The 23,262-nt window shown below is 57.9% G+C and carries 22 protein-coding genes; 9 read left to right on the top strand and 13 right to left on the bottom strand.

The window, feature by feature from the left end; all coding sequences use genetic code 11:
- Positions 1 to 26 precede the first annotated feature (26 nt).
- Complete coding sequence (locus ACA049_RS12775) at positions 27 to 467, top strand: hotdog fold domain-containing protein (RefSeq protein WP_497335915.1); 441 nt, start codon at positions 27 to 29, stop codon at positions 465 to 467.
- Between the two features lie 104 nt (positions 468 to 571).
- Here the strand turns inward: ACA049_RS12775 and ACA049_RS12770 are convergent, their stop codons facing one another.
- The 3 genes from ACA049_RS12770 to ACA049_RS12760 all read right to left on the bottom strand — a co-directional run bounded on the left by ACA049_RS12770 (position 572) and on the right by ACA049_RS12760 (position 4,634).
- The gene (locus ACA049_RS12770; protein WP_497335913.1) at positions 572 to 3,049 is read right to left on the bottom strand and encodes a TonB-dependent siderophore receptor; all 2,478 of its coding nucleotides are present in this window, start codon (positions 3,047 to 3,049) and stop codon (positions 572 to 574) included.
- 118 nt (positions 3,050 to 3,167) lie between these two features.
- Positions 3,168 to 4,121 (bottom strand): FecR domain-containing protein, encoded by a 954-nt coding sequence (locus ACA049_RS12765; RefSeq protein ID WP_497335911.1) that lies wholly within the window; start codon positions 4,119 to 4,121, stop codon positions 3,168 to 3,170.
- A gap of 3 nt (positions 4,122 to 4,124) precedes the next feature.
- Positions 4,125 to 4,634, bottom strand: a complete 510-nt coding sequence (locus ACA049_RS12760) for a sigma-70 family RNA polymerase sigma factor (RefSeq protein WP_497335909.1) — start codon at positions 4,632 to 4,634, stop codon at positions 4,125 to 4,127.
- A 290-nt stretch (positions 4,635 to 4,924) separates the two neighbouring features.
- On the opposite strand from ACA049_RS12760, the gene ACA049_RS12755 reads away from it, so the two are divergent.
- Positions 4,925 to 8,329: an Ig-like domain-containing protein gene (locus ACA049_RS12755; protein ID WP_497335907.1), complete on the top strand. Its 3,405-nt coding sequence runs from the start codon at positions 4,925 to 4,927 to the stop codon at positions 8,327 to 8,329.
- Positions 8,330 to 8,403: 74 nt separating this feature from the next.
- Here the strand turns inward: ACA049_RS12755 and ACA049_RS12750 are convergent, their stop codons facing one another.
- Entirely contained in the window at positions 8,404 to 9,669 is a 1,266-nt protein-coding gene (locus ACA049_RS12750) for a DUF1479 domain-containing protein (protein ID WP_497335905.1), read from the bottom strand.
- A gap of 112 nt (positions 9,670 to 9,781) precedes the next feature.
- Positions 9,782 to 10,654, bottom strand: a complete 873-nt coding sequence (locus ACA049_RS12745) for a helix-turn-helix domain-containing protein (protein WP_497335903.1) — start codon at positions 10,652 to 10,654, stop codon at positions 9,782 to 9,784.
- 138 nt (positions 10,655 to 10,792) lie between these two features.
- Here ACA049_RS12745 and ACA049_RS12740 point away from each other — a divergent pair, with 138 nt between their 5' ends.
- The 5 genes from ACA049_RS12740 to ACA049_RS12720 all read left to right on the top strand — a co-directional run bounded on the left by ACA049_RS12740 (position 10,793) and on the right by ACA049_RS12720 (position 13,723).
- On the top strand, positions 10,793 to 11,278 hold the full coding sequence (locus tag ACA049_RS12740) for a hypothetical protein (RefSeq protein ID WP_497335902.1): 486 nt from the start codon (positions 10,793 to 10,795) through the stop codon (positions 11,276 to 11,278).
- 24 nt (positions 11,279 to 11,302) lie between these two features.
- Positions 11,303 to 11,641 carry a hypothetical protein gene (locus tag ACA049_RS12735; RefSeq protein ID WP_497335901.1) on the top strand — a complete coding sequence of 113 codons (339 nt, stop codon included), beginning with the start codon at positions 11,303 to 11,305 and terminating at the stop codon, positions 11,639 to 11,641.
- A 461-nt stretch (positions 11,642 to 12,102) separates the two neighbouring features.
- Complete coding sequence (locus ACA049_RS12730; protein WP_497335899.1) at positions 12,103 to 12,489, top strand: DUF6124 family protein; 387 nt, start codon at positions 12,103 to 12,105, stop codon at positions 12,487 to 12,489.
- Between the two features lie 164 nt (positions 12,490 to 12,653).
- Positions 12,654 to 13,226, top strand: a complete 573-nt coding sequence (locus ACA049_RS12725; RefSeq protein ID WP_497335897.1) for an Xre family toxin-antitoxin system antitoxin — start codon at positions 12,654 to 12,656, stop codon at positions 13,224 to 13,226.
- Positions 13,226 to 13,723, top strand: coding sequence for an RES family NAD+ phosphorylase (locus ACA049_RS12720; RefSeq protein ID WP_497335895.1), 498 nt, complete (start codon positions 13,226 to 13,228; stop codon positions 13,721 to 13,723). The genes ACA049_RS12725 and ACA049_RS12720 overlap by 1 nt, the downstream gene beginning before the upstream one ends.
- 72 nt (positions 13,724 to 13,795) lie before the next feature.
- On the opposite strand, the gene ACA049_RS12715 is transcribed toward ACA049_RS12720, so the two are convergent.
- Positions 13,796 to 14,923, bottom strand: coding sequence for a GGDEF domain-containing protein (locus ACA049_RS12715; protein WP_497336851.1), 1,128 nt, complete (start codon positions 14,921 to 14,923; stop codon positions 13,796 to 13,798).
- A gap of 310 nt (positions 14,924 to 15,233) precedes the next feature.
- Between ACA049_RS12715 and ACA049_RS12710 the strand changes: the two genes are divergently transcribed.
- Positions 15,234 to 15,677 carry a hypothetical protein gene (locus ACA049_RS12710; protein ID WP_497335893.1) on the top strand — a complete coding sequence of 148 codons (444 nt, stop codon included), beginning with the start codon at positions 15,234 to 15,236 and terminating at the stop codon, positions 15,675 to 15,677.
- A 444-nt stretch (positions 15,678 to 16,121) separates the two neighbouring features.
- On the opposite strand, the gene ACA049_RS12705 is transcribed toward ACA049_RS12710, so the two are convergent.
- Both ACA049_RS12705 and ACA049_RS12700 read right to left on the bottom strand, forming a co-directional pair.
- Positions 16,122 to 16,583 (bottom strand): hypothetical protein, encoded by a 462-nt coding sequence (locus tag ACA049_RS12705; protein WP_497335891.1) that lies wholly within the window; start codon positions 16,581 to 16,583, stop codon positions 16,122 to 16,124.
- Between the two features lie 294 nt (positions 16,584 to 16,877).
- On the bottom strand, positions 16,878 to 17,447 hold the full coding sequence (locus ACA049_RS12700) for a YceI family protein (RefSeq protein WP_497335889.1): 570 nt from the start codon (positions 17,445 to 17,447) through the stop codon (positions 16,878 to 16,880).
- A gap of 181 nt (positions 17,448 to 17,628) precedes the next feature.
- Here ACA049_RS12700 and ACA049_RS12695 point away from each other — a divergent pair, with 181 nt between their 5' ends.
- On the top strand, positions 17,629 to 18,375 hold the full coding sequence (locus ACA049_RS12695; protein WP_497335887.1) for an SDR family oxidoreductase: 747 nt from the start codon (positions 17,629 to 17,631) through the stop codon (positions 18,373 to 18,375).
- Between the two features lie 35 nt (positions 18,376 to 18,410).
- Here the strand turns inward: ACA049_RS12695 and ACA049_RS12690 are convergent, their stop codons facing one another.
- From ACA049_RS12690 to ACA049_RS12670, 5 genes are all read right to left on the bottom strand, one after another.
- Entirely contained in the window at positions 18,411 to 18,902 is a 492-nt protein-coding gene (locus ACA049_RS12690) for a DUF2269 family protein (protein ID WP_497335885.1), read from the bottom strand.
- Between the two features lie 2 nt (positions 18,903 to 18,904).
- On the bottom strand, positions 18,905 to 20,032 hold the full coding sequence (locus tag ACA049_RS12685) for a saccharopine dehydrogenase NADP-binding domain-containing protein (RefSeq protein WP_497335883.1): 1,128 nt from the start codon (positions 20,030 to 20,032) through the stop codon (positions 18,905 to 18,907).
- 72 nt (positions 20,033 to 20,104) lie between these two features.
- The gene (locus tag ACA049_RS12680; protein WP_497335881.1) at positions 20,105 to 21,853 is read right to left on the bottom strand and encodes an SIR2 family protein; all 1,749 of its coding nucleotides are present in this window, start codon (positions 21,851 to 21,853) and stop codon (positions 20,105 to 20,107) included.
- Between the two features lie 34 nt (positions 21,854 to 21,887).
- The gene (locus ACA049_RS12675) at positions 21,888 to 22,649 is read right to left on the bottom strand and encodes a hypothetical protein (RefSeq protein ID WP_497335879.1); all 762 of its coding nucleotides are present in this window, start codon (positions 22,647 to 22,649) and stop codon (positions 21,888 to 21,890) included.
- 63 nt (positions 22,650 to 22,712) lie between these two features.
- Positions 22,713 to 23,114: a GIY-YIG nuclease family protein gene (locus ACA049_RS12670; RefSeq protein ID WP_497335877.1), complete on the bottom strand. Its 402-nt coding sequence runs from the start codon at positions 23,112 to 23,114 to the stop codon at positions 22,713 to 22,715.
- Positions 23,115 to 23,262: the final 148 nt, after the last annotated feature.

Genomic DNA, 23,262 nt, shown 5'->3' with positions numbered 1-23,262 from the left:
AAACCACCCCTCAGCGAGGCTTCACAATGAGTCAGTTTCTCAGCATGTTTAACAGCGCCGGCCCGCAAGCATTCAGCAAAATGGCCTGCCAGGTTGCGCCCTACTTCAGCACCATCAATCCGCTGATCTCCGAGTTGCGCCCGGGTCATGCCACGGTGCAGGTGCCGTTCAGCAAGGAGATCACCAACCACTTGGGCTCGGTTCATGCGATTGCGATGTGCAACGCCGCCGAACTGGCTGCCGGGACGATGACCGACGTCTCCATTCCCGCCGGTGCGCGCTGGATTCCGAAAGGAATGACGGTTGAGTACTTGGCCAAGGCGAAAACAGACGTGACGGCGGTGGCCGATGGTGAGGCGGTGGATTGGCAGACGGAAGGCGACAAGATTGTGCCGGTGGATATTCATGATGCTGAAGGCAAGAAGGTGTTCACGGCGCGGATTACCATGAATGTGAAGCTCGCTTAACCCCCGGCAGAATCAAAAGATCGCAGCCTCGTTTCACTCGACAGCTCCTACAAGGGATCCCGTAATCCTGTAGGAGCTGCGATCTTTTGACCTTGCTTCGCGCGTTACCAGTCGTAGCTCATTTCAACCGACGCCACCCGCTCCTGGCCGTAGTAGCAACCGAACGAGTAATTGCAGTCCGATACGTACTCGCGATCAAACACGTTTTGCACGTTCAAGCGGGTTTGCAAACCGCGCAGGCTTGGGTCGAGTTTGCCCATGTCATAGCTGACGGTGGTGTCGTAAACCACGTAAGACGGCACGTCGAACGAGTTGGACGAATCCCCCGGTTTGCGCCCGGTGTATCGCGCACCCGCACCGAACGTCAGGCCATTGATCGCCGCTTGCGTGAAGTGATAATCCACCCACAGCGAGGCCGAGACCGGCGACTGCGCTTCGTTGCGGTTGCCCTGATCGCCATAGGTGCTCTTGGTGTAGAACGAGTCGATGTAAGTTGCTGCCGCCAGCACGTCGACGTTGTCGATGCTGGACTTCGCTTCCAGTTCAATACCGCGTGAACGCACCTCGCCTGCCTGGGCCTGGTACTGCGGATACTCGTCGTCACCGGTCAGCACGTTTTTCTGTTTGATCTGATACACCGAGGCGGTGATCAGCGTCTTCTCGAACGGCTGGTACTTCACGCCCACTTCGTATTGCTCGCCCTCGGTCGGTTCGAAAGCATTGCCGCCACGTTCAGGCGCCGCGGTGCCGATGGTCGGCAGGAAAGACTCGGAGTAGCTGATGTAAGGCGCCAGGCCGAATTCAGTGACGTAGGTCAGGCCCACGCGGCCGGTGAATTTGTTGTCGCGTTGCGAGCTGACGGTACGGGCGAGAATGTCCTTGTTGTCGATTTCCGCCCAGTCCTGACGGCCACCGATGGTCAGGATCCACTGGTCCAGTTTGATCTGGTCCTGCACGTACACACCCGTCTGGCGCAGGGTGTTGTCCCACTTGGTGTCGAGTACCGGCGTCACGCTGCTGGTGTCGTAGTTGTTCTTGCCGTAGAGGTCGACCGGCAACACATTGTTTGCATTGAGCCCGTCGTATTTGCGGTTGAAGTGGCGATAATCCACGCCCACCAACGTGGTGTGTTCAAGGGCTCCGGTGTTGAAGGTGTATTCGAGGTTGTTATCGATGGTGTAGGCGATGTTGTGCTGGCGCCAGTCGAGCTTGGTGCGGTTGGCGCGGGTGAAATCGGTCACGCCGCCAGCATCGGTGACGAAGCTGCGCAAATAGAAACCTTTGTAGCGGTCGCGCACGTCGGTGTAGCGCGCAGTCGAACGGTACTTCAGGTCGTCGCTGAAGTTGTGGGTGAAGTCGTAGCCGAAGACGTACTGGTTGCGTTTGTAGTCGTTGTAATGCGAGTCGCCGGAGAAAAAGTCGCGGTTGATTTTCTCGCCATTGGGGCCGCGATCCAGCGAACCGATCCTCGGCAGCGACTGATAATCGACCTGACCGTCGTCACGCTGGATCTGTGCCAACAGCGTCAGCGACGTGTCGTCATTCAGTGCCCAGGTCAGGCTTGGCGCCAACAGCATGCGTTCGCTGTGGGTGTGCGCGACCTGGTCGTTGCCTTTGTTCGTGACGCCGACGAGGCGATAGGTGAAGGCTTTCTGATCGTCGATCGGGCCGCTGGTGTCGAACGCGCCGTTGACCCGGTTGTAGCTGCCCACACCGAGTTTGACCTGGCTGCGCTGTTCCGTGGTCGGACGTTTGGAGACCATGTTGATCAGGCCGCCCGGCTGGTTCTGCCCATAGAGGACCGACGACGGGCCTTTGAGCACTTCGATGCGTTCCAGGGTGTACGGATCGATTTGCGGTGCGCCGCCGAGGCTGCCGGCATACGGGATGTAAGCACCGTCCAGGTACAACGGCGTCGGTGCGAACCCACGGCTGGTGATTTCGTCGGCGATCGAGTTACGGTCAGTGAAACCGCCGGTATTCAGGCCGGGCGTGTAGCGCAGCGCCTGGGTCAGGTTGCGTGCGCCCTGCACTTCGACTTGATGCGCCGTCACCACGTTGATGGCCTGGGGAATTTCCAGGATCGGTGTGTCAGTCTTGGTGCCGGTGGCGCTGCGAGTGGCGACGAAACCGTCCACCGGCCCGTACGCCGACTCGATGACCTCACCCGAAATGCTGGTCGCGCCCAGTTGCAGCGCCGAGCCCGACTCCACGACTGGCAACAGCGAATAGCTGCCATTGTCCAGACGCACTGCCTGCAATTTGCTGCCCGCAAGCAGCTGTCGCAACCCGGCATCCACCGTGTAGCGGCCGTGCAACCCTGCCGATGTCTGGCCTCCGGCATGGGCCGGATCAAACGAAACCGTCACACCCGCGGTGGCGGCAAACTGGGTCAACGCGGAGCCCAGCGAACCCGCAGGAATATCGAATTCAGTTTCGACGTTGGTCTGCGCCCACGCCGGCTGCGCAACGACCGCCATCCCCAACGGGACGACCAGCGCCATGCCCAGCAATGCGGCATGGACGGCACGGTTCAACGGTTTGAGAGAAGGTTTACGGTTCAGGGGATTGCGAGGGGTCATGCAGTTTCCTTTCGCCCGGCGGCAGTGAATGGCGGCGACTAAGTGCGCCTCTACCTACAAGGTCGAATGAGAAACAGAATCAACAACCCTCCACCGCAAATTCTTTTCAGATGAGCAATCACACCGGTTCCACACTGGCCCAATACCGACTGAAACGGCGAATGCGCACCGGCAAGGTCGAGGTCAGGTTGTCCAGAATCGTGTCCGTGCTGCCGAGATGAAATGCACCGGAGATGCGCAGCGCAGCGACCGCCGGATCACACCCCAGGTGGCCAGGACGATAGCGCTGCAACTCCATGACGAAATCGGCCAGGCGCCAGTCATTGACCACCAGCATGTCGCGGGTCCAGGCATCCGCTTGCGGGTTGGCCCGCTGCAAGGGGTCAACGTTGTCACGGCGAAAACTCAGCTGTTGCCCCGCCTCTACGCGCACGGCAGCGCCAGCCAGATGAGCGGAGCGCGCTTCAACCGCATGCTCCTGCACACAGACCTGCGTCTGCCCCGCTTCGCTGCGCACGATAAACCGCGTGCCCAAGGCGCGAATGCTGCCTTCTTCGGTGTGCACAATGAAAGGCCGCGACAGTTGATCGCGCGCCGTTTCAATCTGGATTTCACCGCTGAGCAAGCGAATTTCCCGCAGCCGTTCGCTGTAGCGAATGTCCACGGCGGTGGCGGTGTTGAGTTGCAGCTGGCTGCCATCGTCGAGGCGCACGCGGCGGCGTTCGCCGGTGCCGGTGCGTTGGTCCGCCATCAACGTCGGCAGCGGCGTGGTGGTCCAGGCCAGGGTGCCCGCCCCGCCCGCCGCCAACAGAATCGACAACACCTTGAGCACGTCGCGCCGTTTGGTGCGGGCGCTGGCCAATGTCGGCCGAGCGATGCCGGGGGCGACCTGACCGAGTTTGTCCTGCAAGCGCGCGAGGCGCTCCCAGGCTTGCTGATGGCGAGGATCGCGTTCCAGCCAATGTCGATGCGCCTCACGAACGGCCTCGTCCGGCACCTCACTGCGCAAGTCGACATACCAGCGCGCCGCCGCTTCAAGGGTGGCGTGATCCAGTGATTGGGAACGTGCCACGGTTCAGTCCTCAACCAGCAACAGGCAATGAGTCAGCGCACGCACCGCATGCTTCTTCACCGTGTTCACCGAAACGTTCAGGCGTCGACCGATCTCCACATAGCTCAGGCCGTCGAGCTGCGACATCAGGAAAATCTCACGGGTCCGGCTACCCAGACCATCGAGCAAGCGGTCGATTTCCATCAGGGTTTCAATAATCAGCGTGCGGGTTTCAGGCGAGAACGCGACCGGCTCGGGGATGAGCGCAAGGGTTTCCAGATAGGCTTGCTCCAGCGCCCGACGGCGGAACATGTCGATCATCAAGCTGCGCGCGACCGTACTGAGGTATGCGCGCGGCTCACGCAATTCGGGCGCCTTGCGCTGGGTCAGGACCCGGATGAATGTGTCCTGGGCCAGGTCCGCGGCATTGTCGATGCAGCCGAGCCGTTTGCGCAGCCAGCCGCAGAGCCAACTGTGATGGTCCTCGTAAAGCGTATGCACGGCGCGTTGCAGCGAGAGATCAACAGACGACATGGAGAGGGCCCAATGCAGAGAGTTATTTGATAATGACTCTCATTTTCTTCGATGGCAGTTGGTTTTGGCAAGACCGCACGGGTGTCAGGGTGGTTGGGCCGGGGGCAATGCTGGCCCGACAGTGAGGAAAATCACCCGTTTTCACGTACTGCCCCCTCCGTTTCTATGTTTCTGTTACGCATAACTGAATGATTTAACGCATGTTTTTTCGTCATTCTGCTGATGGCTCGAGGATTGCTTAGCAAGACAAGCAAATGCCGAGACTCCCGGCATGCCCCGAGAGAACCACCATGAAAAGCTCAATACCTGAACACAAGTCGTCCGGCTTCTTCAGGGGAGCGGGCATCACTTCTGTCATGCTGATGACCTTCAGCCTGGCCCCGGTCAGCGCCGCACCCATCGACGATGTCAGCCAACCGCCGCCGACGGATCCCTCGGCATTTACCAATCCTCCGGCCGATCCTAAAGCCGCGCTGGACGCACTGTTACTCTTGCCGGAGGCCAATCAGGGTGCCATCGCCCTGCCCAACGGCGTGTTCGGCGACCGGGACACCCCACGGGCCGACAACGTGCTGCCGCCCGCCGCGCAGACGTCGTTCAACTTCCCCACCAACGGCAAACCCAGCCCCTTGTTCGGGGCCGAACCGTTTACCCAGCAATTGCTGCTGTTCGAAGAATTCGGCCCGGAAAAACTTGACCCGACCACCCCGCCGCAACTCCTGACGTTCCCGGTGCCCACGACTGGCCCGGCGCCGCAGCAGGATCCGAACAACGTCGCCCGCAGCGGCCCGTCGAGTGCGGCGATTGAAGCGTTCATGCGCCAGCCGGGGCTGTTTCCGTACCCGTCGCAGTTTTCCAACGTGCTGGACCGCAACCCGTGGAAGGCGCAGATCGAAGCCTTCCTCAATCGCCATCCGGTCGGCTCGCCCGCCGAGGGCCGGCCGCCGGGAAAAGGCTGGTCGCACCAGCGCTGGAACGAGTTCTATCCGCAGGTTCAATACAAGACCGTGCAAATGGGCGCACGGACCAACCAGGGCTTGCGTGACCGCAAACAACTGCACAACTACGCCGTCGGTGAATTCGCCCCCGGCGGGCTCTATTACCAGACCTCCGACATCCCTGAAACGGCGGGCACCACCAAAGGCATCGACGTGCGTTTCCACTCCAAAATGCCGGTGCAGAATCACAACTCGCTGTGGACCTTCGACGGTTCCGTGCCGCCGAAATTACTGATGGTGCGCTACGGTCAACCGTTGCTGATGCGTCATTACAACGCCCTGCCGATCGACCCTTCGGCCAACGCCGGTTTCGGCTTGCACACCATCAGCACCCACGAACACAACGGTCACTCCCCCGCCGAAAGCGACGGCTATGCCAACGCGTTCTTCTTTCCGGGGCAGTACTACGATTATCGCTGGCCGATGCAACTGGCCGGCTACGACACCATCAACACCTCCGCGCAGGATCCACGCGCCGCGTTCCCCTGTGCACCGGGCGAAACCCTGTACGTCAACGATGCCAACCCGGGCCTGAAGACCTGTGAAAACGGCACCATCAAGATCCGTGGCGACTGGCGTGAAACCATGAGTACCCACTGGTTCCACGACCACATGCTCGATTTCACCGCACAGAACGTCTACAAGGGCAACGCGGTGATGATGAACTACTACAGCGCGCTGGATCGCGGCAACGAAGCCATCGAGGATGGCGTCAACCTGCGCCTGCCCAGTGGTTCGGCGCTGCCGTGGGGCAACCGCGACTATGACGTCAACCTGGTGGTCGCCGACAAGGCCTGGGATACAAACGGCCAGTTGTGGTTCAACCCCTTCAACACCGACGGCTTTCTCGGGGATCAGATCCTGGTCAACTGGCAGTATCAGCCACGCCTGAAAGTGCGGGCGCGCAGCTATCGTTTCCGCATCCTCAACGGCTCGGTGTCTCGCTACTTCAAACTGGCGCTGGTGCGCGAAATCAGTGGCAATGGCGGCGAGTTTCCGGGGCCGGCGGGATCGGGGGTTTCCTACAACCGGGTGCCGTTCCACCTGATCGGCAACGACGGCAACATCATGGAACACGCCGTGCCCTTCGACGGCAGCATGGACCTGGATGCGGACGGCGACCGTCAGGACCACAATGCAATCCTGCCGACACAGGGCATCGCCGAACGCTACGACATCATTGTCAACTTCGCGAAAAACGGGATCAAAACCGGCGACAAGCTGTACTTCGTCAACTTGCTCGAACACAAGACCGGCAAAGGTCCCGAGAAAAACGAACTGTCCCTGGCCGACGTGCTGTCCGAGAAATACAAAGCCGTCATCAAGCAAACCAGCAAGGGCCCGCAATGGGACAAAGGCGATCCGACCGTTGGCAAGTTCCTGCAACTGCTTGTTCAGCCTTACTCCGGCCAGGATCAGAGCATGGACCCGGTGGCCTATGAGCCTGCCAAACCAGGCAAACCCGCCGGGAAGATCATGATCCCGCTGACCATCAATCGCGACAGCCCGACTGACCAGGTCAAACTCAAGCTGGCGCGGCATCGCGAGTTCATTTTCGGTCGCTCCGACGGCACCGATGAAGCGCCCTGGACGGTCAAGACCGACGGCGGTTTTGGCTACAACATGGACCCTCGCCGACTCAGTGCCGCGCCACAATTGGCCAACGGCCCGACCGACGCCGGGTTCTCCGGCGACGGCACGCTCGAAGTCTGGAAAATCAAGAATGGCGGCAACGGCTGGAACCACCCGGTGCACGTGCATTTCGAAGAAGGGGTCATCCTCAGCCGCGATGGCAAGGCGCCGCCGGAATGGGAAAAAGGTGCACGCAAAGACGTCTATCGCATCGGTGAAGGCATCGACAGTTCGGTGGATGTGGAAATGGCGATCCGCTTCCGCGAGTTTGCCGGCACGTACATGGAGCATTGCCACAACACCCAGCACGAGGACTCTTCGATGCTGTTGCGCTGGGATGTCGAGCATCCGGGCCAGTTCCAGTTGATGCCAACGCCACTGCCGGGTTGGGACGGTGTCACCTACGTGAACTCCGCCGCTCTGCCAACCTTCCGCACCGGCGATCGGGACGACGATCACGAAGGTGAGAACAAGAAACCCATAGCCAACCCTGACGTCGCCACCAGCAGCAACGGTCTGCCGCTGACCATCAACGTGTTGGCCAATGACACCGACCCCGACGGCAACCTGCCACTCAAAGTGGTAGGCCTCAGCCAACCGGATTCCGGCCAGGGCTCAGTCAGCACCGACGGCGTGCGAGTGATCTACACGCCACCGGCCTCCGTCGCCGAGCCGTTCACCGCGACCTTCACGTATAACGCCAGTGACGCCAAGGATGCCGTCTCGGAGAACCCGGCAACGGTGTCCGTGTCGGTCGCCGCAACCGCTACGGTCAACGAAGACTTGCTGGTGACCAGCGCCTCCGTCACCGCTCGCAGCAACAACCGCTACACCTGGGACCTATCCGGCACGACCTCGCGGGGAACGGGCAACACCCTGACCGTCACCGCGACCACCACCGGCGGGCCACTTAACCTGGGGACCGCGATCCTCACCCCGACCGGCACGGGTGCTCGCTGGAGGGTGTCCGTGACCACCACCGGCAATGGACCGACGTCTAGCCCGACCGTCACCGTCAGTTCGACGTTCGGGAAGACCGTGACCGTGCCGATAGCGGCGCATTGAAGTGACATCGGTTGACGCCCGGTCCATGCAAGGTGGACCGGGCGCCAGTCGGTTACTCAGCCCTCCCTGCTGAATCAGCGACATAACCCCTTGGCGCCGATGTCATTCAATTCGTCGACACCAAACCTGCCTTTCCAGTGCCGCTCATAGTCTTCCCTGGGAAAATCACTCGGCGAGGCGCCGGCGGCAAAGGCTTTGAAAACCGCTTCGGCGTATCGCTGATTTTTCGGGCACATCGGTGCTGCGGGGACATACATCACATTGCCCCAGCCCTGCTGGTTTTCGACCGGCGCGACACTGTGAATCACGTCGCAGTGCCACCACACCGAGTCGCCCGCCTGGACATCCGGGATCGGGCTCATGCCATCGACCAGCAGGGGATGCCATTGCTTCGAGACCGGCAACACTTTCCCCGGCGCAACACCGCACAACTCGTCCTGCGGAACATCCTTGAGCAGCGGCCGTAAAAGCAGGTAGGCCATGGCCTGGGGAATCGGCAGCGTATGGAGCACGCCTTGATCGGCTTTCATATCGGACAATGCGGTCCAGCCCTGGAAGGTCCGGAATGCCGAACACTTCACGGTGTCCTGATAGGCGTATTCGTCGACTTCGCTGCGGTAGGCCGCATCCCAGGGATCGTAGGATTTGAAGTCGTTGTTGTAGATCTTGTCGAACACCTTCAAGTAGGCCGGGTGCAACCAACGCTCCAGCGCCCCCGAATCCGTGTGCGGGCCCAGCCCTTTGGACGTAGTGCCCGGCGGGCGGCGGCGCACCCGATCGGGGTACAACGCGTTCACATCCGGATCAAACCATTGCCGGCCTTCGGAGTGGGTTTTCCAGAGCCGATTCAGAAAGGACTGCGCCACCGCCATGCGTTCGTGTTGGCGCAACTGCATTTGCGAGCGGGACCAATAGATGGGGAAAATCTCCGGGCGCGACGCGTCAAGGTTGCCGAAGAACTGGTCGACCGGCCCTCGATAGGTCGCATCGAAGGCATTGTCATCCAGGTAATCGAGCAAACCCTTGTCCCATTCAGCGACTTGTTCGGCAGGAAAGTGGCCTCTGATGACCAGGCAACCGCGACGCTTGATCGCGGCCAATTCGTCGTCCGTTACCGCGCCGTCGGCGATGGCCTGAAAATCCAGAATGGGCCATGCGCTGCCGGTCGCGGCTTGCTGGTCCTTGATCGAGGCGATTTCGCTTTCAATGAACGCGCTGACTTCGGCGAACAGCGATTCCACATCGCCAATTTGCCTGCGCAACGCTTGCTTCATCCGGACGATATTGTCTTTGTAGTGTTCTGGGAGTGTTGAGCTTTCGAAGCTGTGGTATTTGCTCATCGTGGCGACCTGGTGATTGTTGTTAAAAGCCAGGTCACTACACCACTGACGCCTTGCTCGACTCAGTCGGTTTTGAAGCGTTCGCTGATACGATTGTGGCGTCTGCCACGCGCTACCGAAAATGATGCCCATGAAGCTTTCGATACGCGCTCGGCGTCAGGCCTTTTTGCGCCTTGAACTGTCGGTTGAACAGTGCCAGCGATGAATACCCCACCGTCTCGCCAATCAACGAAATGGGGGTGGTGCCTTGCAGCAGCATCGCGCACGCCCGACCGATGCGCAGGCGCGCGATGTAGTCCAGCGCCGTACAGTGCGTATGCCGGCGGAACATTCTATGGAACGCCGAGACGCTGATGCACGCGATGTCCGCCAACTCGGGGACCGTCAGTGGTTCGGTGTAGTGAACGTGCAGGTAATCAAGCACCCGTTGCAGACGCGCGTCCTCACCCGCCCCGCTCGCGGCTTCAGTCACCGGGTCGCTGATAATTTGTTGGGCGGCCATGTCCCGGGACAACTGCGTCAAGACATGAAGCAGGGAAACCAGGCGCTCGGGGCCTTGCTGCTCCACCATCGCCTCAATCACCGGTCGCAGCGCCTTTGAGGCCTGATCGCTGAAGTGCACGGCGCATTGCGCGGCGGTCAGTAACGCGTTTAACGAACCCATCTCAGGGAACAGGCCAACCAGTGAATTGGCCCACGCCTGGGAAAACCAGATCACCAGCGCGACATGCGGCCGGGCCGGATCGATCAGTTCACCCGAGCACCAGCTGTGCGGCACATTCGGTCCCAACAGCACCAGATCACCGTCGTCATACAGCCGCACGTCATTGCTCACATAGCGATGGCCGCGACTGTTGAGCGTCAGGGTCAGTTCGTACTCCGGGTGATGGTGCCACTCGAACGGAATTTCGTCGGGCAACCGCCGGTTCAGCATCGACCACGACGCATCGGTGGGGATGGGGATCTTTTCGAAACTTGGCTTCACGGCAATACATTCCTGCCCGGCTGCTGGGTGCAAACGCCAGAATCGTATCACTCACATCGCACAAAGACCCGTCGTGCCTAAAGTTGTTTCCCCTCGCGCCGACTCCTTCCTGTGAACCCACAAACGAAGGACCGTTAGATGTATTACCCCCGCGAAGCTGAAAAAGATCACCTGTTCAACCGCGTGATCCTGCTCACCGTGGCCTGCTGCGTGGTGCTGATCCTCGCCGGCATGGCCCGGCACGAGGGCATTGCCTACGCCGCCATCCGCTTGAGCCCCGTCGAGACCACCGGCACAGTGACGCAGCTGGACAACATCCTCATGAACAGCGACGGCAAAGTGATCCATTACCGCTACACCGATCACAACGGCCAAGTGCACGACGATCAATACGTCGACGAGCGCTACGCGCAAAAAACCGCCTATGAAACCGGCGGCAGCATCGACCTGATTTACTCGCGCTGGTTACCGGGGCAAAACAGCATTGCCCGCGAGCTGAACGGCAATCGTCCGGGGTTTTACATCATGTTGGGTGGGGTGTTGCTGGCGTTGTTGTTCCTGGGAATATCGGCCAGGACGCTGGGACGGATTTATGCGATGAAGGAAGAAGACCGGTTTTATTGAGATGGGCCTGAAGGTGGTTCAACCATGAATCTGCAACGTGCAAGGCAGCTGTTTTGTGGCAAGCCAAACCGGGACTCGCCGACTGAGCGACTCATCCATATTCTCGAAGCCTCTATCGAATTGATTTCGATGGAAGACAATAATTTTGACTGGTCGAGCTGGGAAGACGCCGCTGCGGCAAAAGCGGAACTGCTCGGGCTGGTCAATCTTCTGAAAGCCGGCACGCTTCCCGAAAGACTGAAAGTGGCAGTCCTGTTTGCAGTGACAGGCCCGCTGCAGGAAGTCAGCCTGAGTAGTGGCTGGGCAGATACCTTTCTGAGATTGGCGGACAAGTTTGACGAAGTTGAAGCGTTGTTGTGGTGAATGGGGAGTGAGCTGACATGCCGGCATTGATATGGGAGCCGTTTGACCTCTTCCACGTACTTGGGGCCATTCCCGTCGAAGGAGGGTCTGGAACATCACGCCCTCGCTGCCGGTGTTTAACGGCTGTTTAAACTCCCTCGAGGTTACGTCCTGAAAGCTACAAAACCTTGCGCCGTTGCCTACGGCTGCGCCAGAATCCGCCGGCTTGTGCGCCTTGGGGCCGCTCGGTAACTTGATCCCCGTCACTGCCCTTCAGTGATCGGGTTTAGTCGCCCGCGTTAACTCAGTTGTGCGTACATCTGTCATGCAGGTCTTCCATTCCTGTACTTGATGGTAGCTGTACGCAGGGCGCCCTCGGGCGCGCCGGATTGCTGAGTTTCCCGGTCGACTAACCTGCGTGCAGCTGCCTCCCCTTACGTTTAGTCGCAAGAGGGGCGGCACCCAATCTGGAAACTCAGCATATGTTCAAAGTAACGCCCAACCCACCGGACACCGACCCGGTCTCCCCATACGAACCCGATTCAAAAAAACTCAACGAGGCCGCCGAGCGCGCGCTCGACTTCCACTTCCCGTCGAACGCCGACATCAAAGCCATGCCGCGAACCCGCAGCACCCTGTTTTCCGTCGACCCCGAGGCCACGGCCGAAACCCTGGCGGTTTACCTGGTCGAGACGCTGGCCTCGGTCGATGTGATGGTCCATCAGTTGGTGGATCATCTGGAGGGTGAGTCACGCTACGCCCTGCTGGGCATTTCCAACAGCATCATGATGGCCGAGATCACGGCGAACCGAGTGCTGGATAAAATTGATTTACCCAAGCAGGAGCGCTCTGCTGACTTGAGTCGATAACTGACGTGCAGCGGCCCCCTTTTTTGGGGCCGCTTCGCAGCCCGGCGGGAGCAAGCTCCCTCGCCACATGTTTCTCGGTGCTTGCTGTCAAACGATGCTGGATTAGGCCTTTCTGCCATTTGGCACTATATTTAATGCCATATGACGGAGCGACGGAGACTGCCATGGCCGCCAGGAAGAAAGATGTTGTACTCGATGAAGTTGTCAAAGATGACAGCCAAAAAAGAAAGGTCAAACCACGCGACCCTGTCGCCGTAACCGACTTGGACAACAGTCGGGCGGCGGCGACAGTGACAAGGAAGGATTCGAATGGCGCACCACAGATGGTCGCGATCTTACTCGCTGGAGAAGTGGGTGATGATCGTATGGAGATCTATCGGGCCGTTACAAACGGTTTCCCGCTGCAATCGGTGCTCAATATGATCGAGAACAGCAATGTATATAAGCAATGGGGGGTGTTATCGAAGATCGTTGGCACGTCTGATCGCACGCTTGCGCGGCGGTTGAAGACGCCCAATGAAGTCCTGACGCCAGAGCAAAGCACGCGAGCGCTCAATTATGCCGAGGTCTTGGAAAAGGCAACGGATGTGCTGGGTTCGCGTGAGCTTGCCGAGCAGTGGATGGTCAAACCTGCGCGGGGCCTGGATGGTGAGATACCCATCGACCTCATTTCAAATTCGGTCGGGTATGAGCTGGTGACTGACTTTCTGACGCGTATTGAGTATGGGGTCTATTGATGGCTAAAGACCCTTTAAGCAGTGAGATTCACTTCTGGCGCCTTGATCCTGCTGAGTATTCCCCCTCCTGGAATTCGGGTGTCGGGGCTGAAAAGGTGGGTGGGCGATGGAACCCTAAAGGTATGGCAACGGTTTATGCAGCACTGGATGCCTCAACGGCCATCCTTGAAGTTGCGGTGCATAAGGATTTCGATGCACTGGATTGCAAGCCCCATCGTCTTACGCAGGCGCGCGTGCTGGACCCCACCAGGATTCATGTGGTGCAACCCGAAAGCATTGCAAACCCTAACTGGTTGGTGCCGGGCACCCCAAGCCGCAGCCAGCAACAGTTCGGCGCTGATCTGTTGAGTCAGCACCCGTTTGTATTGGTCCCTTCCAGTGTCTCCCGGCATAGCTGGAATATGTTGATGAACCCGCTTCTGGCCGAAGGTTTGTATGAGTTGGTTCTGCAAGAACCTTTTGCCCTGGATGGGCGACTTAACAGACCTTTGCCCTGAAGACGAGCCTGCCCTCCAGGCGTGTCCGCACACTTGTCGAATTAACGACGCGCCACCCTCTTAACCTCCGCCCTACTCCGAAACAGCCACCTGATTCCGCCCCCGCGCCTTCGCCCGATACAGCGCCTTATCCGCGTTATTCAGCAAACTTTGCAGATCGTGATCGCCAATCTCCATCGCTGCCACCCCCAGACTCGCCGATATGCGGTGAACCGGCCCGGTCATCAATCCACCGATGGACTGGATAAGATGCTCGGCGATCTGCAGGGCCACTTCAATGGAGGTGTTCGGCAGCAGGATCGCGAATTCCTCGCCCCCCAGCCTGCCGAAGACATCGGTCTCGCGGAAGGACCGGTTGATGATCACGCCCATTTGCCGCAACACCTGATCCCCGACCTGATGGCCGTAAGTGTCATTGATGTGTTTGAAGTGATCCATATCCAGCATCACCGCGCACAGCGGTAGCCGGTTGTGTTTGCAGTCATGGAACAATTGCTGGGCATGCTCGAAAAAAGCGCGGCGGTTTTTCAGGCCGGTGAGTTCATCTGTTTGTGCGGCGTAAGTGGCAATGCGATGGGCGCGTTCCATTTCGCGGGTTAACTGGAAGGCGGTTTCCAATGCCTCGGAGAGTTTGCGGGTCGCGCTGGCCACGAATGAGGCAAATACAATTACGGCCAACGCCATGCCGATTTGCATCGCTGACGGTTGAAACAGCAACCAGAAGGTACACGGCAACAAGACCAGGCCAATGGACGCCAACGTCATGTATCGATAGGCCGAATAACACGACACCGCGCTGACCGACATGCCGACGGCAAAGAGCATGACCAACGCCTGCGCCAACAGGTCGTTTGCCGGCATGACCGCTAAAGCGCCTGCCCCCCAGATACCGGCGGACAACGCCAGCGTGAGCCCGTATTTCTTCTCCCAGCGTTGCGGGGTGCGCTCACTTTCCGGGCAGCGAAACCAGGCGACGAACATCAGGATGCGCAGCAACGACGATACCGTCAGCAGCCCTATCCACGTGAAAATGACGCTGTGATCAAAACGCTCCCAGCACAGCCCGCACAACATGATCGCGGCCAGAAAACTGCCGAAAATCGCAGGGAATGACTGGTGGAATAGCTGATGCAATCGATCACTGCGCACCTGCGCTGCGATGAAAGAATCCTGGTCGTGCCGAAATCCTGGGCCACCCATTTGATCCGCCTGATCATGATGCTGCGACAAAAAACGCGATTGTGGCACCCTGCCACTCAGGCAAACAAACAATTACGACTCATGGGTACCTGCACATTCACCCTAATGCGCTTCTGAAGGCCTCAGTGACAATCGTCAGAAAAGTAATAGCACACAAGTGCGCTCCCCACGTCCCGTCGTCATCAAGCCAAATGACATTCCATCATCAACGTGCAACGCGTTCGTCCTGCTACGCTTTTTAAGCCTGCGATGGAATCGAGCGAAAATTACACATACGGGTGGATCCCCTTGACTGTTGAGGTTGCGCGATGTGAGAGCCCAATTTATCAGCGCCGTCATTACCCTGACCATGATCGGTGTGACGACTTATGGATTTATAGAGTGGGACGCTAGCGAGCGCGCACGCCGGGATGCGGTGTGCAAGACAGCACGGCAGCACAAGGAAACGGTGGAAATTCGCGCACGGGCGATGGCTGCCGGGCTGTCTGTCGATGCTTATGCCGAGGCCGAGAAGGCGGAAGTCGGCAAATTGGTCAGCTCCCTGGACAACGCGAAGAATGATGCCGAGGTTGAAGCGGTCATAGACGCACACGCCGCCGAGTTGCAGGCCCAGGACGCGGCCACCGACGCGGAGTTGAAAAACCAGGGGAGTCAGCAATTCCTTGAGCAGAAGTTCAAGGAACAGCGGATCACCACGGACATCAAGCAGGAAATTGAACGTGCCGAGAAGGCGGTGGCGGATGCTTGTGGTTAGGTGGCGGGGTGTTTCCCGTCTATCGCGATCAAACGGATGAAGGTCTCATCCGCTAACCCTTGAAAGCCAACGCCAAGCAGGCACCTTACCCTCGCCACACCGTTCAGAAACGCATTGACCAATAACCCTCATTGCCTACTTCCTCTCGAGGACAACCAGCAAACATTCTTTATTGTCGTTCGGGCACTTTGTAGACCACGTGATAATACTCTTCAGCATCCATCCTTCCTTCAGCTTGGCATTCAACATATCTTGCAGCTCATAGGGCTGAGCCCCTATCACAAGATAACTGGGTGTCTGCGCAAAAGCCTGGCTGAACACCAACCAGCCTCCGAGCAACCACAGCAACATCAACCGTTTCGACTTCATAGCCTGCTCCACAGAAAAAAACAGAGAACCCGTCTATTTTTTCGTACCCTTAACGCGGTACTTCAAAGCTATTTATCAAAACTTGAAATACACCCAAACGACGATCCCGATCTCTACCGCCAGCAAGAACAGGTAGAAATAGAACAACATCGGCAACAGAACAGTTTTTTCTTGCCTCCAGAATTTTTCCCACCCCAAGCTCTCATCCCCCAAATGCCTCTCAACCTTCAGAAGGTAGCGTCCTGCCGTATCAACGTGCCTGTAAGTCGCCAATGCCAGCAAGCCAAAAAAGAACACCAACACCGGAGGTATCAAACTGGCACCTAAAAGAACCTCCGGGGACTGCTTTATGTCTGCCTTAAGGACCAAATTGGTAAGAAACCATGAGTAAACTGCCGCACTACCGATCAGACCGTACTTGAATAGCGAAGCGACTCTTTCAAGTAACGTAGAAATTTCGGCTTTGAGCTGCTTGAACTCTTCCAGATGAAATCCACGCTGTTCCGCACTCATTGCGCCTACCGTGTACGAAGTCATTTATTTCGCTCCTTTTGATGCCCTCCCGTCACTAAAACGAATGGCGATGACAAGCAGGCGTTACAAGACCGTAACCCAATCGAAACCGTCCAGTTTAATCACCAAAGTGCGGACTGCCGTTGAACTGACAAGAACCAGACCCGTCAAAAGGCTAGTTCATTTTCAACATTAGCAAGAGAGACAAATGCGATTAACACCGCTTACTTTATTTCCAATTTATTTAACAAAAAACACTTCCCCCGATAATTGAAGGCCGGAAAACGAGAGGTTGCATTGCTACGAGCAGCACAGCCATTAACGCTGCGGCGCAACCATCCGAAACCGGATATTGATGTCGTCGGAAACGGCAGTGTCACCCCACTCACCCTCGCCCACCTTGAAGTCGCTACGCTTGAGCGTCAGCTGGCCATCGAAGATGCCGATGGCGTTCTCCTCTTTCAGGAGGACCGGAACGTCCACCTCACGGGTGACGCCTCTGAGCGTGAGTTTGCCGGTGATCGAATAGCGGTTGTCGCCCAGGGCTTTCACGCCGGTCGACTCAAACGTCGCCTCGGGATACTTCTGCGTGTCGAACCAGGCGGGCTTTTTCAGCTCGGTGTTGGCGTCTTCGCTGCCGGCATCGATGCTGTCGAGCTGGATGGTGAGCGCCGCATGGCCCGCTGCGGGGTTGGCCGTGTCGAAATCAAGCGTGGCCTTGAACTTGCCAAACGTGCCGTACACCCGCGAGCTGAACTGGTTGTAGGTGAAAGAGAGGGTGCTGGCGGCTTCATTCACTTGCGTATATTCGGCCGCTTCGGCGCCGGGGAAACAACCAAAGGCAAACGCCGCAGCCAGTACGGAAAACGACGGGATTCGAGAGTTCATGGGAAGCTCCGGTCGAGGCACACGCTGGCCAGCGATAGGTGGACTAAAGCAAAGAACCGCCGTTTATTCCACCAGGCATAAAGACTTCCGACCACCTGTCGGCAACGTTCACCAGTGCCCGATGCTGCCACACGCGCAGGTGTTTAATGAATCAAGCACTCACCGCATCGGGAGACTGGACATGAAAATCGTCGTCATCGGGGGCACCGGCCTGATCGGCAGCAAGCTCTGCCAGAACCTGCAGGCCCTGGGGCATGAAGCCCTGGCGGCGTCGCCCAGTACCGGCGTCAATGTCATCAGCGGTGAAGGCCTGACGGAGGCGTTGAAAGGCGCGGACGTGGTGGTCGACGTGTCGAACTCGCCCTCCTTCGAGGACCACGCGGCGTTGCACTTCTTCGAAACCGCCGGGCACAACCTGATCGCGGCGGAGAAGATCGATGGCGTCAAACACCATGTCGCCCTGTCGGTGGTCGGCACCGAACGGATGCTCGACAGCGGTTACTTCCGGGCGAAAATGGCCCAGGAAAAACTCATCAAGAAGTCAGGCATTCCCTACACCATCCTGCGCGCCACGCAGTTCTTCGAGTTCATCCATGCCATTGCGCACTCAGGGCGCGAGGAAGGCGACACCCTTCACTTGACGTCCGCCGCGCTGCAACCAGTGGCCTCGGCCGATGTGGCCACGGCACTGACGGACATCGCGTTGAAAGCGCCGATCAACCAGACCGTCGAAGTGGCCGGCCCTGAGAAACGCCCCCTCATCGAGTTCGCGAGTTATTACCTAACGCACACCAATGACCCGCGCCAGACCGTGGCGGACGACACGGTTCCTTACTTTGGTGCGCCGATCGATGACCAGTCACTGACGCCGGGCGCCAACCCCATCGTCGGCGCAACCCGGTTTCAGGACTGGCTCAAGACCCACTAGACGGTCAAGGCGAATGGTGAGGCGTGGCCGTTGCGCTAGACCACCGCCGCCACTAGCTGCATCGGCGTCATCTTCGTGACCATCATCATCACGATCACAAACATCCCCGCAAAACCCGCCACGCCCATCCAGAACCATTTCTGGTAGACCGACCGATACTGCGCATCTAGCCCCTCGCCAGTCTGAACCGCGCTCAACGCCATCCGGTGCAGCCGCTTCTGCAGCACCAACACCGGCAGCCAGAGCGAGCCCACGCACAGAAAAATTATCAACGAGGTCAGAATCCACTCTGTGCTCATGGGCAGCCCCGACACTTTCATCAGCAGATAACCCGTGGCGATCTGAATGAAGCCTGCCGGAGTGGTGATCCAGGTGTCGAAGCGCACCACCATTCTGGCCACGTGCGCGATCACTTGTGGGTTGGCTGTACGACTGGCGGCGATCAAATAGAGGTAGGAACCCATGCCGAACCCGAACAGGAAAATCGCGGCAATCACGTGCAGGTACTTCAGGCACAGATAGAGCATGCTCAGCCCTGCTCGTCAGAGAAGCGCACGGACAGGTGCAGATTGGCCGGGTCGTTGATCGCGGCCATGTATTCGTCGACGCTAATCTCGCCCACGCAAGGACGGGCACCGGGGGCCGGCTCGTAACCTGCGACCAGTTTTGCCGCCAACGCGACCGCCGCGCAGCTCGGGATTTCCGGGCCCTTGTCGTTGTGCGCGGTCAATTGCACGGTCATGGACAGCGGTTGCCCATCAACTCCCTGCCCTTCGACGTCGATGTACATCGCACTCAGGCCATCGCCGAATCGCTCGAACCATGTCCCCCAGCGATGCAGCCTTGCCGCCCACGCCGCAGAGTCACGCACCAGTCCGATTCTCAGCGCCTCGGCGAGTACGTAGTTGGCCACGCCACCGAGTTTCAGGCCCGAGCCTGCCTTGAAACTCAAGGTATGGGCGCCGTAACGGCCGGCGAAAATATCCATGTCTGGCACATCGACGTTGGACAGGAGACGGCTCCCCAATTGCGGCATCTTGCGCAGGGTCAGGTCCTGCCAGCCCGATACTTCGTGCACCTGGCCATTCTTGAGTTGCTTGATCGGTTTGCCCGCGTAGGCCAATACGCCTTCGACGGTGGAGAGGCCGGGCATCTTGGCCGAGGAAGAAATGCCATGCTCGATCGAGTCGATGCGTTTGAAGCGATAACGGTACTGGTCGATAAGTGCCGATGACAGCGTCGGCACCGAACTGCAGCCGCTGAGAATCGCCACGCCGGCCAGTTTTGCCTCGGCGTCGAGTACATCAATGCCATTGACGAAGGTGCGGCAGTCAGCCAAATCGCAGTAACTCACGCCCGCGTCGATGCAGCTTTGCGCGACCGCGTAGGATTGGCCCTGAAACGGGCCGCCGGTGTGCACGACCCACTGAATGCCCATCGCGCTCAACGCGGACCCGAATGCGGCGCCCATGGCATCGCCGCACCAGCTCTCACAGGCGCGGCCGGACTGGGTTTTCAGCTCATCGACCTTGCGTTGCAACTTCTGCGAGTCACGGCCCGAGATCACCAGCTCTACACCTGGCATCGTGACTAGATGCCTGCAAACGATGCTGCCGAAGTTTCCGTAGCCACCGATCACCATTACCCTGAGTGTCATTCAACGCTTTCCTTGACCATTGGATCGTTTAGCTAATCTCTGCAAACGACACAGGACGCCGAGTATCAGTACTTAGCTGGCCTGGAAGTGACTCTTGATAATTTTGAAGAGCCTTTCGAGGAACACTTCGTCCATCGTTTTGAATCCTGCCTTTAGAAATGCCGACGTGCTTTCTCCCCCAACCAGTTCGTTACGGATTTCTTCGAATACTTCCCTGTCCTCCGCCAAAACACCAACAGCCACTTTATCAGCGCCGGGCTGGAACAAATTGGATCGCCTGGCACCATTCCACAGGGTCTGGTTCAACGCGCAACACAACTCGAAGCGTGCAAACTGGACCTTTGCATTATGAGCAGCCCCAAGAAAACTATCTGCCCATTGTGAAACGAGCGCGCACACACGATGACTCAACGGCGAAGAGAACTGTTCATAGCCAGCTAAATTTTTCCAGACGGTTTTTGTCGATACTTCAAAAGCGACGGTCCAGAAAAGCATTCCTGCAACTCTCGTCTGAGACTGTCGCAGGACCAGTGAATAGTTGACCAGTTTGTTCATGGTTTCCCAACGCCCGGCCCTCGACAGACCTGCACCGTAAGCATTGAAGATCAGAAACGCCGGGTACATCCGCAACTTGTCTAATGTGAGGTCACTCGCACTGGACTGTTGAGCGAAACTCAATAATGCCTTGATCACTTCAAGCATTAGCGAATGGTCAATGTTCGTCCCCCATCGTCCCAGCACCGTAGCAACGCGGGCGAGACCTTCGACTTGCTGCTCGCAGGTCGTAATCAAATCCGCTACTGGCGTTGCCGGCATATCTGCCATCAGCACTTGCAGTTTTTCAATAAGTCGCTTGGTCTCTTGCGCAATCAGCGCATCTAACTGGATCTGGTGCTCCGGCTTGCCAAGAAAGCCTTTTACCATTCCGACTAGGAGTTCAATGCTTTGCGGACTCTCAAGCCTGGAGTCGGTAATCGTGTGCACCTTATTCTTCAACTGAGTGAAAAACCCGTCAGCGTTGGCCCCCTTCACCAAGATGGCACTGCGATGAGCGATAAGCGCCGCGGCCCGTTCAGCAGGGATGCCTTGCGTCAGCCAAAACGTTGTATAGCGCCGCCCGCCGGCACGCAGTATTGCGGTGCGCAAAGCCTCGTCCCACACACCCGACCATCCGGCAACGATCAGGCCGAACTCATCAAACAGTCGATCAAGCAGTGTGTTGATCGCGCCCGGGTAACGATTAAGCTCATCTTCAGTGTTTAGAATCCGCGTATCTTTGTAGTCGCCATGCAGTTTCAGTACATAACATCTGGCATGGATCAATGGTTCGGCGCCTGAGAGCGCATCCTCAGAGGAGATGACCGCCGGTTCGACACCTACCTCACGCAGCGCATTTTCCATCAACCGGTCAAAATTAGTGGTGATCACGACGCGTACATGACCCGACTTGACCAGTTGAGCCAGCGCTTTGTGTGCTGCAGTGGGAATCTTCTCGCCATTCTCTTGTTCTTGCGCGGTCGGCTCCACATAGGCCTGGATGAGCGCCCGACGCTCAGCCGCCGTCGTCGCCAGCTCCGCGAGCAACGCCGAATAGTCTGGCTCAGCTTTTTCTGTCGCCCTGTACCAAGCGGCCCAATCAGGCTGCGGCCCAATACCACGGGCCTCTGCTGCACGGCGGACCAGGTCCAGAGTAATCTCCCAACCGGTCGGGATTTTGGCTGAACGGGAAAGTCCGGAACCGATCAGAACAGCGTATACACCTTTATTCTCCGCCAAAGAAAATGCCAGTCGCGATGTAGCGTCATCAGAAATCAGTGCCACCGGGGGATCCTTGAAAAGTTAATGTGCCGCGGCTTCAAACAGCGCTGCATTGAAAATCGGAATGGATATTGAATGTCTCAAAGAGCAGCGCGAATTCGGCAATCGCCGGCTGGATATCCCGCTCAAACACCTGATCAAAATCGTCACGCAGTCCCAAACACTCCTCACACAATTTAGACATCCACTGAGGCGTAATGAGGGTGAAATCACACTTATCTACAACACTGCCAGGGGCATGATGAGTAGCTTGTGTGATCAATCTGAATCGTCGCCCCGGGGCGGGTTCGGGTGACTCTGCGTTGAAGAGTTGATCCAGCTGCAGTTCTTCAGACAATACCGCTTCTTTCATCTCGAGGATCACGCTGACAAACGTATTGGTCTCGGGAAATTTTTCCAGGCGAATATGGCTGGCGAAACCCAACGTGCGGGCAACCAGTGCGGTCGTTTCACGCAGACAACGCGCTACATTGGAAACATCGAAGGGATAGTTCGTTTGCCTGGACTTCCTGGAGTTCTCGCGACTTGCCGGCACTCCCTCAGTTACCTGCACAGGCTTATGCACCACATTCCAGATCGGGTTCTCGCGAATGATTGCTTCCTTTTCCGCTGCGGCAGCCGACGCCTGAGTGAGGAACCGTTCGATTTTGATATAGGCGATGTCATCCGCCCACGGGGAGGACCGTCGGTGCTGCGATAACCGCGAGGCAGTACTCAGGGAAATGCCGACATAAAGCAGTTTATCGGCCTCATCAAAGTGTCGGTAAAGCTCTCTACCTTGTTTGTCTCGTGCAGTCATTGTCGATTGGCGTCCCTGATCCAGTGTGAATACCCTTTAAGATGAAGCTTCCTGCCCCTCCGACTACAGAGGGAACAGCGACCCGATATTTTTTGCTTTGGGTTTAATGTTCCCACTCGGCTCATATATGGCGATCAGCAACGACTCAAGCACCAGCCGATCGACATCACACTCAAGTGCAACAAAACGCATATATGACCAACTGCTCCACCACTCCTTACTCTTGTGTGGCGACGTTTCATCATGAAGCCTTGCTTTGACTTTCCTGCCTGTCTCGCCCACGTAGACAGCCTTGCCTTTTTCCGAGAAGTAAACGTAAACAGCCCCTATGCCGGCATCACCCAGCTCCCCGCGAGCTTCAAACTGTTTTCTGGTTTTAATCTCTGCTCTGTCTTCAAACCACGAGCGTGCAATGGCAGCGGTGGTCGCTAGAGAGTCACGCAATACAGTTGTCGAAATAGGCATCTTTCATCTCAAATTTTCGGCAGCTTCATGTTGCCTACGCCATTGGCGGCCCGAGGCTACTAATTAGCCATCACTCTGTCCAGTGCTGAACCCTCCCCCATCCGCGCCTTCAAAAACCCGATAAACGCCGTGACCTTCGGCGACGGCA

It is taken from the genome of Pseudomonas sp. LBUM1662, from assembly GCF_059695915.1.
The sequence above is the reverse complement of the archived record's forward strand: the minus strand, read 5'-3'. Positions and strand labels throughout refer to the sequence as shown.